This window comes from Tissierella sp. P1 (assembly GCF_002266425.1).
Taxonomy (GTDB): Bacteria; Bacillota; Clostridia; order Tissierellales; family Tissierellaceae; genus Tissierella; species Tissierella carlieri.
The window spans coordinates 73742-86464 of record NZ_NPMN01000017.1; the positions used below are offsets into that span (position 1 = coordinate 73742).

The 12723-nt window shown below is 30.4% G+C and carries 15 protein-coding genes; 10 read left to right on the forward strand and 5 right to left on the reverse strand.

Annotation, left to right across the window (positions count from 1 at the left end; all coding sequences use genetic code 11):
* Window positions 1–5: 5 nt before the first annotated feature.
* From CIW83_RS13025 to CIW83_RS24425, 7 genes are all read left to right on the forward strand, one after another.
* Window positions 6–1361, forward strand: coding sequence for a sigma-54 dependent transcriptional regulator (locus CIW83_RS13025; RefSeq protein WP_094901846.1), 1356 nt, complete (start codon window positions 6–8; stop codon window positions 1359–1361).
* Window positions 1362–1550: 189 nt separating this feature from the next.
* Window positions 1551–2591, forward strand: a complete 1041-nt coding sequence (locus tag CIW83_RS13030; protein WP_094901848.1) for a TRAP transporter substrate-binding protein — start codon at window positions 1551–1553, stop codon at window positions 2589–2591.
* Between the two features lie 33 nt (window positions 2592–2624).
* Window positions 2625–3101: a TRAP transporter small permease gene (locus CIW83_RS13035; RefSeq protein ID WP_094901849.1), complete on the forward strand. Its 477-nt coding sequence runs from the start codon at window positions 2625–2627 to the stop codon at window positions 3099–3101.
* Window positions 3098–4372 (forward strand): TRAP transporter large permease, encoded by a 1275-nt coding sequence (locus CIW83_RS13040; RefSeq protein ID WP_094901851.1) that lies wholly within the window; start codon window positions 3098–3100, stop codon window positions 4370–4372. The genes CIW83_RS13035 and CIW83_RS13040 overlap by 4 nt, the downstream gene beginning before the upstream one ends.
* Window positions 4373–4619: 247 nt before the next feature.
* Window positions 4620–5114 (forward strand): acyl-CoA thioesterase, encoded by a 495-nt coding sequence (locus CIW83_RS13045; protein ID WP_158220119.1) that lies wholly within the window; start codon window positions 4620–4622, stop codon window positions 5112–5114.
* 92 nt (window positions 5115–5206) lie between these two features.
* Window positions 5207–5365 (forward strand): DUF1905 domain-containing protein, encoded by a 159-nt coding sequence (locus CIW83_RS24420; RefSeq protein WP_255374411.1) that lies wholly within the window; start codon window positions 5207–5209, stop codon window positions 5363–5365.
* Between the two features lie 2 nt (window positions 5366–5367).
* A complete protein-coding gene (locus CIW83_RS24425) occupies window positions 5368–5484 on the forward strand; it encodes a DUF1905 domain-containing protein (protein ID WP_255374412.1) in 117 nt (38 codons plus the stop codon).
* Between the two features lie 48 nt (window positions 5485–5532).
* Here the strand turns inward: CIW83_RS24425 and CIW83_RS13055 are convergent, their stop codons facing one another.
* The 5 genes from CIW83_RS13055 to CIW83_RS13075 form a co-directional block, all read right to left on the reverse strand.
* Window positions 5533–6240 (reverse strand): DUF6320 domain-containing protein, encoded by a 708-nt coding sequence (locus CIW83_RS13055; RefSeq protein WP_201259871.1) that lies wholly within the window; start codon window positions 6238–6240, stop codon window positions 5533–5535.
* Window positions 6218–7495, reverse strand: coding sequence for a hypothetical protein (locus CIW83_RS13060; protein WP_094901855.1), 1278 nt, complete (start codon window positions 7493–7495; stop codon window positions 6218–6220). Before CIW83_RS13060 ends, CIW83_RS13055 begins: the two co-directional genes overlap by 23 nt.
* 14 nt (window positions 7496–7509) lie before the next feature.
* Window positions 7510–8430, reverse strand: coding sequence for an alpha/beta hydrolase (locus CIW83_RS13065; protein WP_094901857.1), 921 nt, complete (start codon window positions 8428–8430; stop codon window positions 7510–7512).
* A gap of 135 nt (window positions 8431–8565) precedes the next feature.
* The gene (locus CIW83_RS13070) at window positions 8566–8952 is read right to left on the reverse strand and encodes a DUF302 domain-containing protein (RefSeq protein ID WP_094901859.1); all 387 of its coding nucleotides are present in this window, start codon (window positions 8950–8952) and stop codon (window positions 8566–8568) included.
* 110 nt (window positions 8953–9062) lie between these two features.
* Window positions 9063–9326, reverse strand: a complete 264-nt coding sequence (locus tag CIW83_RS13075) for a YciI family protein (protein WP_094901861.1) — start codon at window positions 9324–9326, stop codon at window positions 9063–9065.
* 868 nt (window positions 9327–10194) lie between these two features.
* On the opposite strand from CIW83_RS13075, the gene CIW83_RS13080 reads away from it, so the two are divergent.
* The 3 genes from CIW83_RS13080 (at window position 10195) to CIW83_RS13090 (ending at window position 12510) form a co-directional block, all read left to right on the forward strand.
* Window positions 10195–11061, forward strand: coding sequence for a hypothetical protein (locus CIW83_RS13080; protein WP_094901863.1), 867 nt, complete (start codon window positions 10195–10197; stop codon window positions 11059–11061).
* Between the two features lie 27 nt (window positions 11062–11088).
* Window positions 11089–11601 (forward strand): M50 family metallopeptidase, encoded by a 513-nt coding sequence (locus CIW83_RS13085; protein ID WP_094901864.1) that lies wholly within the window; start codon window positions 11089–11091, stop codon window positions 11599–11601.
* A 354-nt stretch (window positions 11602–11955) separates the two neighbouring features.
* Entirely contained in the window at window positions 11956–12510 is a 555-nt protein-coding gene (locus tag CIW83_RS13090) for a DJ-1 family glyoxalase III (RefSeq protein ID WP_094901866.1), read from the forward strand.
* Window positions 12511–12723: the final 213 nt, after the last annotated feature.

Here is a 12723-nt window from a genome sequence, read left to right on the forward strand (position 1 = left end):
TTAATATGGAAAAAATATTGATTGCTGATGATGAAAAAAATATTTGTGATTCTTTGAAATTTGCACTTGAGGACAATTATGAAGTATTTACTACTCAAGATGCTAACCAAGTTATGGAAATATTATATAGCGAAAATATAGACGTAGTTTTATTGGATTTAAAAATAGGTAAGATAGATGGAATAACAGTTTTAAAAGATATAAAGAGTAAGCTAAGAAATGTTCAAGTTATTGTGGTGACAGCTTACGGGAGTATTAAATCTTCCATTAATGCCATGAAGGAAGGAGCTTTTCATTATATTACAAAACCTATAGACATGGAAGAACTATATTTGTATGTGGAAAAAGCTATAGAATACAAAAATTTAAATTATTCATTGACGAATCTTAAAAAGATATTACATGAAAGATATAGCTTTAAAGAGATTATAGGAAAATCTGATAAACTTAGGTTATTTCTTAACAGAGTTGAGAAAGTCATAGATATTGATTCCACAGTATTGATAACTGGTGAAAGTGGCACTGGGAAGGATTTAATTGCTAAAGCATTACATTTTCAAGGAAATAGGAAGGATGAAAATTTTATAGTGGTAAATTGTGCCGCTATTCCAGAGAATCTCCTTGAAAGTGAATTATTTGGATATGAAAAAGGAACTTTTACGGGAGCCGATAAGAAAAAAATAGGTAAAATTCAGCTAGCTAATAATGGAACTTTATTTCTAGATGAAATAGCGGAAATGGATTTACAGCTTCAAGCAAAGATATTGAGAATTGTTGAGGATATGGAGGTCACACCCCTAGGCAGCAACAGACCGGTTAAAATTGATGTAAGAATTGTTGCTGCCACTAATAAAGATTTAGAAGCAGAGGTTAAAGGTGGTAAATTTAGAGAAGATTTATTTTATAGATTGAATGTCATTAATTTAGAAGTGCCACCTTTGAGAGAGCGTAAAGGAGATATCCCTGTTTTACTCAATTATTTTTTAAATAAGTATAATAACAAATTACATAAAGAAGTTGTGGGATTTAGTAAAGATGTTATAGAAACTCTAGAGAAATATAAATTCCCTGGAAATGTAAGAGAACTTGAGAATTTAGTTGAAATGTTAGTAGCATTATCTGATAATAAAATCATTTCAAAAGAGAGCTTGCCTGAGCGATATTATGCTAACATTGACAAAGGTTATGATAATAATGACATAAGAATTAGAATAGGAACCAATTTAAAAGAAATCGAAAGAATTGTAATATTAAAGACCTTAGAATATTTTCAAGGGAACAGGCGTATGACAGCAGAGAGCTTGCAGATAAGTGAAAGAAATCTTCAGTATAAAATCAAAGAATATAATATTGTGAAATAAAAGACTTCTGCAACATTTGCACTTTAGTGCAATAATTGCAGAAGTCTTTTTAAAAGATGTGGCCAACGGATGTGATTATTCCAGTGTATTTATATATTATGGCATGGCATGAATGTTGCAATTATACATGTTTAGGTAATTGATTTATTAATCACTAAGTCAAGAGATTAAAATTAGGAGGATGGTAAAATGTTCAAGTCTAGAAATTTTGTAATTCTTTTAGTTATGGTATTAATACTTAGTTTAGTTGTTAGTGGCTGCAAAAGTAAGGATGCATCAAAGGGTTTAGATGACAATGGAACCGAAGAAGTAATCGAGATTGGATATGGACATGGATTTATGCCTGAAACACCTCATCATAAGGCAGCTATTAAGTTTAAAGAGGAAGTTGAACAAGCAACCAATGGAAGGGTAAAGGTTAACTTGTTCCCATCAGGACAATTAGGAAGTGCAAGGGAGATGTTTGAGGGACTGCAGATGGGAACTCAAGAGATCGCTTTAGTACCGACAGCTAGAATAAGTGGATTTGCACCTGAACTACAATTATTTGATTTGCCTTTCTTGTTTCCTAATAGGGAAATCGGATATAAGATTATGGATGGAGAAGTGGGTACAGCATTGCTTGATAGCTTGAAAAGTCAAAAAATTAAAGGAGTTGCTTTTTACGAGGATGGATATAAGCATTTTACAGCTAATAAGCCAATATCTAAGTTAGAAGATTTCAAAGGCCTAAAATTTAGAACAATGGAAAGTCCTATTATAATTAATCAATTTAAAGCTTTAGGATCTAATCCAACTCCTATTGATTTCGGGGAATTATATAGTTCATTACAGCTAGGTGTTGTTGACGGACAAGAGAATCCGTTAGTTACAATAGTAAGTTCTAAGTTTTATGAAGTACAAACGAATCTAACTCTTAGTGAGCATGCTTATTTAGGCCATGTACTGATATTTAGTGATGATTGGTACAATAAATTACCTAAAGATATACAAGAAATACTCTATGAAAAGGGTAGAGAGATAGCTAAATGGCAGAGGCAAGCAGTCCAAGAAGAAGAGAAAAATTATTTACAAACAATTAAAGATGCTGGCGTTAATGTAGTTGAATTATCCCCAGAAGAAAAAGAAAAGATGAAAGAAATAACTTTATCTGTTCATCAAGAATATGTTAAGTTATTTGGAAATGAAATTTTAGATAAGACATATGAAGAAATTGAAAAATATAAATAGACAGTTAAATAACTTGAAGGTAGGAGGTCGAAAATGAAATCATTTAATAATATCCTATCAAAGATAGAACAATACTTCATTGGGATACTGCTATTAGCTATAGCTTTCATACTTTTTATTAATGTAGTACTTAGATTTTTTGGTTCTTCTTTGGTGTGGTCAGAAGAAGTGGCACGATATGCTATAGTATGGCTGACATTTGTTGGCTCTAGTGTTTGTGTTTATAAAGGTGCACATATAGGAGTAGATGCTATAATGAATGTTTTAAGTGAGAAGGGTAAGAAGGTTTTACTTCTTATAACAATTTTAATGTCAATTGCATTTACTTTGCTATTTACTTATTTTTCATTTATAATTACAAAAAATGTATTCATTACAAACCAAGTTAGTTCAACTATAAAAGTTCCAATGGTATATGTTTATGGTTCAATGCCTATAGGTGGAATACTTATGTTATTGAGATATACTCAAGAATTCTTTATAAAACTAAAGGGTGGTGAAAGTAAATGACAGTAGCATTATTCGTACTTCTATTTGTCTTTTTGTTTACTGGAGCACCAGTATATATTGCAATGTCTTTAGCAAGTGTTCTAGCATTATCTTTTTTCACTCCTATACCTATGGAGGTTGTGGCTCAAAGGATGTTTTCTGGTATTGATAAGTTTTCATTAATGGCTGTCCCATTTTTTATTCTTGCAGCTAATGTAATGAAAGGTGGAGGGATTTCAAAAAGAATACTTAATTTGGCAAGTAAATTAGTAGGACATTTAACGGGTGGACTTGCTATTGCAGTTGTAATATCATGTATGTTCTTTGGAGCAGTTTCGGGTTCAAGTCCTGCAACAGTTGTTGCAATAGGAGGGCTTATGTTACCTGAATTACTTAAAGGAGGATATGGTGAGAAGTTTTCACTTGGATTAATCACATCGAGTCCAGCAGTTGCAGTAATTATACCTCCAAGTATAGGTATGATTGTATATGGAACTGTTACAGGAGTATCAGTTGGAGATTTGTTTATAGGAGGTATTGGACCTGGAATTGTATGGGGATTAGTTGTTATCGTATATTGTTACTTTATTGCAAAGAAGGATAAAGTGCCTGTACAGGAGAAAGCATCTCTGAAGGAAATATTAATAGCTTTTAAAGAGGCTGCATGGGCACTAGGAGTTCCTTTTATTATAATAGGAGGTATCTATGGTGGAATATTTACACCAACAGAATCTGCTGTTGTTGCTTCAGTCTATGCTATTTTTGTCGCTATATTTATTTATAAGCAGTTAGATTTTAAGGGGCTATTAGATGAATCCATTGATGCTGCCGTAGGTACAGCACAAGTTATGATATTATTAGCTGCTGCTTCGATATTCTCTTGGATATTGACTAGGCAGCAGATTCCACAGGCCCTCGCAGAGGGGTTGATAGCAATAACTAATTCTAAGGTGACAATATTGCTAATGATGAACATTATACTTTTAGTTGCGGGAATGTTTATCGATCCAGCTTCGGCAACTACTATATTAGCACCATTATTTTTACCTCTAGCAATAAATTATGGTATAGATCCCATACATTTAGGAATAATTATGGTTGTAAATGGTGCCATAGGAATGTTTACACCACCATTTGGATTAAATTTATTTGTAGCAACAGGAGTCTCTAAAGAACCTGTCAGCAAGATTATTTCAGGTATAGTACCATTTGTAATATTATCTTTAATTACCATGGCTATTGTGACATATGTACCACAAGTAACAATGTTTTTTGTTAATACCATGAAATAAATATATAATAATACTAGTTAATAATTTATGGTCCTTAGATTAAGACTTTAGTGATTGGACTTTAAAAACGGTTTTGGATTTAGATTTGATCCCAAACCGTTTTTTTATAACGAATATGGGAACCCTCCTTCAAAAACCTCTTTGGAAACCTTTTTTATATGCAATTAATTACTTTTCTTGTATAAAAAATTGATTCAATATATAATTAATCTAAATGAGAAAAAGAGATGACATTGGAGGTAAACAAATGATGAATAATCTGGACAATTATAATAATATATCTTTCGCAAGAGCTGAAACTTCTGTGATAATGGAGGTGTTTCATAGCAATATTTATGGAAATGTCCACGGTGGAGAGCTGATGAAACTTGTAGATATTGCAGCAGGTATGGCAGCAACAAAGCATTGTAAAGGTCAGGTAGTTACTGCTAGAGTGGATGAAGTAGTATTTCATCGTCCGGTGCATGTAGGAAATATAGTTAAATGTATTGGACAGTTAGCTTATGTAGGTAAATCTTCTATGCAAATTATAGTAAATATCTTAGCAAGTAGTATAGAAAATTATAGTGAATGGGAAACAGCATTAACTGCATTTGTTACTATGGTTCATATGGTAGATAATAAATCAGCTAAAGTACCAGAACTGATTGTAACTACGAAAGAAGAGGAAGAAATCTATAAACTGGGAGAGAAAAAGTATAAGGAAATAAAAGATAAATATATTAAATCAGAAATTGTTTGATGTAGATTGCTGGTTAAATCACTTCTTAGGGTATCAATTGATTGACATAACTAGGAAGTGATTATTAGTTATAATGTACAGGAGGTCTAAAAGTGGAAAAGGTATATGAATTTGAAGCTGAAATAAAGAAGGTTCCTGATATTGATGGTGCATATGTGGAGATACCCTTTGATGTAAAAGCTGAGTTTGGCAAAGGTCGTGTACCTGTTAATGCTACATTTGATGGAGAGCCATATGAAGCAGTCTCGTAAGGATGAAGACTCCATGTCATATAATCGGTATCAGAAAGGATATCCGAGCAAAAATAGGCAAGCAACCAGGAGATACAATAAAAGTTACTTTAGTAGAAAGAGATGTAAATAAGAAATAAAATAAATGTAAAATACATATATAAATCAGTGGAGAGGATTCCACTGATTTATATATGCATTCTTTTACTCATCTCTATTTTTATATTCTTTCCCTGAAAAATAAATACAGCTGATAAGGATATGATGCTTAAGGATACACATATTATTGTTGGATATATAATCTTTATCCAACCAAATATCATAAATAAAGCGGGAATTATGCCGAATAATCCATCTATTAAAGCATAAGTAATATAATCTCTTACGCTTAGTTTCATGATCTTTGCTGTTACATACATAACTATCATAGCAGCCACACAAGCAATAGGGATTACGTAGTTTAAGGACCAGCCTCTCCAGCCTGTTTCCCAGTCCCAGAAAATGGCTAACAACGATATAATTGCAACTTGACGTACAATTTTTTTAGGTATATGATATCTTTTTTGTATAATAGAAATTAATCCTAGCCACATACTAAGCAGCCCAAATACTAATAATAGTGGCCAATTTATATCAGAGGGAAAGAGTATATTGATTGCAAAGCTAATTACTACGGCTGCAATAGAAATAAAAATCATTATTTTAATGGCTAGATGACTTTCATAATAAGGAGGTATTCTAGGAAAAATATCCTCATCTTTATGAGTGATATTAGTATGTGGTAAGATATTACCACATAAGGTGCATTTTTCTCGATTTTCCCGTATATAGAGTCGGCAGTGAGTACAATATTGCATAGTATTTTCCTTCTTTCTAAAGATTTGATGTGATTTCAATTTCAACTCCCTTTTGTGAAAGAAACTGAAAAAATGTTTTTTGTATATCGGTTTCTTCAAAGGGTGATGTAAAGCTAATGACAATTCTGTCTTCATAGGTACATAAGGTTATCAGAGGTCTTCTAGCACTGACGCAAATACTAAATTGTCGTATGTAGTTATTAAACTCTGAAGGCATGATGATCTTTCCAATATTTGAAATAGATGATGTTATCTTCCTATCATTTAGCCTATTGGCTATACGAAGAACATAATCCTTAATGGGTAGGGGAATCACCCTTGTAAGTAGATTTTTTTCTAAGGACATAAAATGATTCAGCTGTTTATCTAACTGCTCCTTGGTCAATCCTTTCTTAAAACTTTCACTTACACTCTGAATTATTTCTTCAAAATCAGGACTACTATTATTAAATTGATAACTAATATTCATCGTACTAAAGAAATTTCTAGCTGTGGCTGATTCATAGTATTGCCTTAAATTAATCGGAACAGATAAAACCACAGGTCTTTTTTTCTTATTAGCAGGCATTTCCTTATAAATAGAATAAAGGAGTAGGGATGTCATAAATATTGTTAAAGTAGTATTATATTCATGAGCTATATCTAAAACGGCTTTTACGGACATAGACCCTTCAATTAGTTTCATTCTATTTTCTGCTATTCTATTTCCTTTAATATGATAAGCAGGTCGAGATTTTTCTTTTTTGTTTTTGAGTTTTTGACTAGTATTATCTTCTTTGTTATAATTCTTGCCAAAACTATCATCCATCTTTTGACTTATTGATGCTTTGAAGTTTAGTTCAGGTATACTATCTCCAAATATATCTCCATATCTAATAGTCATATAATGATATATAAGTGTCTCCATAAACCAAATAACACCTGCACCGTCAGTAAGAGAATGAAAAATTTCCACATTTATTCTTTTCCTATAGTAAAATACTCGAATTAACAAATTCCTTTGATTTTTTATATAAAGAGGAGCACAAAGTGGATTAGACTCCAATTCCACTTTAGGATTAGTATCTGTGGATTCGAAATAGTACCAAAAGGCTCCTCTTCTTAAGACAGATTTATATAGTGGAAAGCTTTCAATAGTTAAATCTAAAGATTTTTGTAAAATCTTTGAATCAACATCTTCATATAATTCACAGGCAAGTCTAAAAACCTTAGTATCCTTATTATTGGCAACTGCAGGAAAAAGTTTTGATGCATTATCAAGTTTAGTCCAATTTACTTCTTTTTGCTGTTTCATAGTACTTCCTCACTTCAATAATTTTTATCATTTAAAAATAAGTTTATAATCTCATAACATTTATCAGTATCATCTGAGCTTAGGGGATTTGAAATAAAGCCATGAAGAGCATCCTTCATTCTATATATCTTCACATCATTGCCAAACTGTTGCAGCTTTATTCCGTAAGCTTCTCCTTCATCTCTAAGTGGGTCAAATTCTGCGGTAACAATTAATGTCTTAGGCTGATTTGAGAGTTCTTTAGCTAATATTGGTGCTACATATGGATTTAATCTATCCTCCTCATTTTTGACATATAAATCCATATAGTCCTGTATTCGCTTTGAAGTCATTATATAATCTGTTCCATTTTCTTTTACAGACGGATAAGGAGAACTTTCGCTATGATCATAATTTGTAGCAGGATATATTAAAATCTGTTTCTTAGGTAAGAATTCTCCACGATCTCTTGCCATAAGTGAAACTACTGCCGCCAAATTACCTCCGGCACTATCACCGATTAATATAATATCCTCTTGACTGCAACCAAGTATTTCAGGTTGGGAGAATATCTCCCTAGCAGCATAATAACAATCCTCTACCCCCGCAGGAAAAGGATTTTCTGGAGCTAAACGATAATCTACTGAAATAACAATATGGTTAGTTTTATTAGCCATATTTGCACATACATTGGTATAGGAATCAATATTTCCAGTAACCCATCCGCCGCCATGAAAGAAAATCATAACCTTAGAAAGCGGATTGGCTTTAGGTATAAAAACACGCACTGGAATTTCTCTATCTTCTACCATGATTTTGTGATCCAACATTTTGTAAATTGGTTCCGATGGCGGATTCAATACATTTAGTATTTTACGATATTGCTTATAATATTTCTTTAAACTTATATGCGGAGCAGATATAATTTTTAGAGCCCATTTTTTTAGATTATTCATATAGTTAAATTCTCCTTATCTAGTACAGATAACTGATATTTACTTATTATATATTATAATACCCATAGTGGGTCAATACTTTTCTTTTATAAAACAAAAAGGTGATCTTATTGACCACCTTCTATAAAAAATATTTTATATAGCATTATCTATGGCTTCTATTAATATCTTTTCTACTTCACTAGCCACATCTCCGAGATCATCATGGCCTGACATACTCATTAATATCTCTGGCCTTGCAGTTCCTATTCTTACAGTTCCATCCTTTTCGTATACTACCATTTTACATGGCAGGAAATAACCCATTTCAATATGCTTAGTAAGTACTTCATTAGCCTTATGGGGATTGCAAACTTCCAGAATCATAAAATTATTAGGGAAATCAATTCCGTGTTCATTCATCTTATCCTTAAAGTTTAATTGCCATAGTACACCAAACTTTTTTTCCTTGAGGCTCTCCGTTATACTCCTTATAGCTTCATCAAAGGATTTATTTGTAACCTTTTCATATCTTAACTCCATTTTAATACACTCTCCTCTAAATAATTCTAAAAAGTATATACCCGTGCAGTATATGCTAAACGTTAATTATTATAGAGTTATTTTATCTAATATATAGAATAATATTTATACTATGCTATATTGCTACGCCATTCCTTTAATATTAGGGTACGGGATTTTTGTAATACAGCTGGGTCATTTTCAGCCATTTCTTTAGCTTCTTCATAGGAATTAGCTTTATAGATTACGAGTCCCCCACTATGATCTGTAAAAGGACCTTTAGCAAATATCTTACCTTCATCGATAAATTTTTGAAGATAAGCTTTATGTATGTCTAGTATTTCACTATCTTTTTTTGCATCGATGGTTTCTAATATAGCAGCATATAAAATCATTTTTATCACTCCCTATAAATTTTTGCTGATAATTTAAATTAGTACTTTACTAAGTATTATACATATAATTTAAATTGTTGATATGTATAATTTCTCTAAAAGATCATTTATAGGGATTTAATTTATTAAATATAAATGTAATAAATTAATATTATACTATCTGTTCTAATATATCTACAATGTTAAATTTAAGATATTTAATCTAGGATATTAATAACAGTAAAAGTAGATATGCTAAATATTAATAATGATATTTTTAAACTTTAGATCAGAATACATTTTAAATATATTTTTTAAAGCAAAAACAGTAATAATACTATTATAACAACAGCTTTAGACCATTTTAAGTTATATGGAAAGGTAAAAGGTAGAAGTATTACTTAGAAGCTTCAATTCCTCTAAATAATCAAAAAAATCCAGCTAGCTAAGAAATTTTGTAGGATTTCTTTAGGTTTGAATTTAAGTAATTTTAATTTAATAAGTCTATCAAAGGGCTCCTTAACAACAACACTACGCTTATTTATCCATTTATAGAATAACTTATGTTTTTATTCTGTCGGGGTATGTCGAAAGATGAGTCAAGTCAATAGATTGACAAGCTCCCATGGATAAAATATAATGACGACAGAGAGAAGACCTCATAATCCAATTAATTTTTTTAAAAACGTCAAACTCTTTATTAAAATTTTTTTGCTTTTTAAGGTTAACTTTTTTAAGAATAAAGTTTGGTCTATTATAACTTAAGTGTAATAAATATAGCACTTTCTCTATCTCTATGATCATTTTGATAAAATAGCTGATAAATTGACTGATTTTTAACAAGAAGGTCCTTATTATATAATTAATATTATAAAAGGAGAGATTCAATATGATTGAACTGATTAAATATGATTTTAAAAATACATATAAATTTATATTTAAAAATTTATGTAATGTAATAGGATTAACAATTTTGATGGCTCTATATGGTAAATTTACGTCAGATAAAATACTGAATTCATTCTTAGGGAAATTTATAACATTTTTATTTCCTACTATAATAGCAGCTATATTATTATTTATATTGATTTATATCGTAAAAGATTTTAGAAAAATTAAATATCATGAAGAAGAAAAACCGTTTAACTCTACCATTTCAGGATATAAAGTATTAATGTCTAAGCTTGTAGTTGCTATAATATGGTTTTTTGTATATAACCTTACCTATAGGTTTTTTGATATAATTTGTACGGCATACCTATACAAGGCATATGGCGTAAGTGAAATATTAGAAATGTTAATAAAAAGATTTGGAACTACTTGGCAGAGTGTTGTTATTTTTACATTCACAAACTTATTATTTGTGATGGTATTTTTATTAGTTGCTTACTTTGCTATGAGTCTAGCTAGAGAAAGTACTGATGGAGAGTTAGATATAGGCTGGATTAAGGGCTATTTTTTAATATATTTAATTTATATAGCTGGAATATATATTATAGTATTTTTCGACAAGTCGTTGAATTTAAGTGAATTTGGATTAAAGGCATTTGCTATGGATGTAGTTGGGCTTAATTTTAAAATAAGATTCGGGAGTAGATACATTGACTTTTTTAATGTAGGTGCTAATAAAGTTATAAGTGATGGCAATATTAATTTAAACTTATATATATATCTTATAGTCTTAAATATACTATTATTTTGGGGAACAGGAAAGATATTAAATGATAAAATGAAACTGAAGAATGTAGGTCAATAAATATTAAAATTTTTTCTGGAGGATTTTATGATAAATATATTGGGAAAGATTATGAACCTTGGAGAAATAGTTAAAATAGCTTTGATTTACTATCTAATATATTTAATAACGCTTATTATACACGAACTAGGACATGCTATTGTAGCTAAGCTGAATGGTATGAATTTTAAAATATTTATAGGGAATAAAAATAAAAAAATCCTGCTGGATACAAAGTATATTAGGATATATAGAACTTTCTTGCCTAGTGGTTTTTGCCAGTATTATTCTAAGGGAGATAAAAGCTATGATATTCTATCATTATTTAATAAATCCTTATTAATATTAGGTGGTGTTCTTTTTAATTTCGTAATTGTATTAATTTTATTGTTAATGATAAACTTTTTAAAGATGAGTAACCAATATGCATTAGTTTCTGATGCTCTACTTAATGCGAATATAGCCTTTATCATATTAAACCTAATTCCATGCAAATTTGATGGGAGATATAGTGATGGATTAAGACTTATTAATTACTATAGAAATAGAAAAGTGTCTTAGGCATCAAGCGATCCACAGGAGATTTCCAGATAAGTCAAGAGATTTAATTTACTTTTACAATTCTTGTTTACTTATTTCAGATGGCATAATTGATTTACATAAAAAACTCTCATGGGCACGATGGGTATAATGGTCGGTAATCGATTTTCTATAATACAGAAAGTCTAAGTAAGAAAGTTTAATTTTTTAATGCTAAAAAAGAAAATACAGATGGAATATTAGATAAAGGGTTTCTGTATTTATAACTTTAATTCTCCATATGTATAATTTCTTCGAAAGATTAACTATAATTAATTAATATAGTATGAAATCTTGGGTATAGATAAATATATAGAGAAAAATAGGAGGGGTTATATGAAGAAGGTTATTTTATTTTTAGCAGAGGGGTTTGAAGAAGTAGAAGCCTTAACAGTAGTTGATTATCTTAGAAGAAAGGATATTAACGTAGATACCGTTTCTATTACTGAAGGTAATGAAGTAAAGGGAGCACATGAAATTGCAGTTCTTGCAGATAAAACTATGAATGACATTAAAGATATAGATGATTATGATGCTGTAATTATTCCAGGAGGACTACCAGGTGCTACAAATCTTAGGGATAATGATAAAGTGATTGATGTAGTAAAGAAAATCAATGAAAATGGAAAGCTTACAGCTGCCATATGTGCAGGACCAATAGTTCTTGAAAGAGCTGGTATAATAAAAGATAAAAAAGTCACATCATATCCAGGGTTTGAGGATGATTTAAAGAATGGAGTTTATATTGAACAAAATGTGGTGAGGGATGGAAGTATCATAACAGCAAGAGGACCAGCATTAGCTGTAGATTTTGCCATAGAGATAATTAAATACTTATTAGGAGAAGAAAAATCCGAGGAATTAAAGAAGGATATATTATATAAAGTCTAAAGTCAAATTATAGGGTGCTATCATGTGGTTGTGGATAATTATTGCATTAGGATATATTCCAATGATTTATAAATTAAAAAGACGAATATGGACATTAGAAGATGAGATAAGATACATTAAGAAATAACTTAAAATTGGTAACAATAGTTACCGATTTTTTTATTTTCAGAGTTATAATAAATTTATACAATGTCGGAAAAGAATTTTAGGAGG

Coding starts and splice junctions, on each gene's coding strand:
- CIW83_RS13025 (WP_094901846.1), top strand. CDS start 6: ATGGAAAAAATATTGATTGCTGATGATGAAAAAAATATTTGTGATTCT.
- CIW83_RS24425 (WP_255374412.1), top strand. CDS start 5,368: ATGAAGACTCCATGTCATATAATCGGTATCAGAAAGGATATCCGAGCA.
- CIW83_RS13030 (WP_094901848.1), top strand. CDS start 1,551: ATGTTCAAGTCTAGAAATTTTGTAATTCTTTTAGTTATGGTATTAATA.
- CIW83_RS13040 (WP_094901851.1), top strand. CDS start 3,098: ATGACAGTAGCATTATTCGTACTTCTATTTGTCTTTTTGTTTACTGGA.
- CIW83_RS13075 (WP_094901861.1), bottom strand. CDS start 9,326: ATGATTTTATATGCTGCTATATTAGAAACCATCGATGCAAAAAAAGAT.
- CIW83_RS13045 (WP_158220119.1), top strand. CDS start 4,620: ATGATGAATAATCTGGACAATTATAATAATATATCTTTCGCAAGAGCT.
- CIW83_RS13035 (WP_094901849.1), top strand. CDS start 2,625: ATGAAATCATTTAATAATATCCTATCAAAGATAGAACAATACTTCATT.
- CIW83_RS13090 (WP_094901866.1), top strand. CDS start 11,956: ATGAAGAAGGTTATTTTATTTTTAGCAGAGGGGTTTGAAGAAGTAGAA.
- CIW83_RS13070 (WP_094901859.1), bottom strand. CDS start 8,952: ATGGAGTTAAGATATGAAAAGGTTACAAATAAATCCTTTGATGAAGCT.
- CIW83_RS13080 (WP_094901863.1), top strand. CDS start 10,195: ATGATTGAACTGATTAAATATGATTTTAAAAATACATATAAATTTATA.
- CIW83_RS13065 (WP_094901857.1), bottom strand. CDS start 8,430: ATGAATAATCTAAAAAAATGGGCTCTAAAAATTATATCTGCTCCGCAT.
- CIW83_RS13085 (WP_094901864.1), top strand. CDS start 11,089: ATGATAAATATATTGGGAAAGATTATGAACCTTGGAGAAATAGTTAAA.
- CIW83_RS13060 (WP_094901855.1), bottom strand. CDS start 7,495: ATGAAACAGCAAAAAGAAGTAAATTGGACTAAACTTGATAATGCATCA.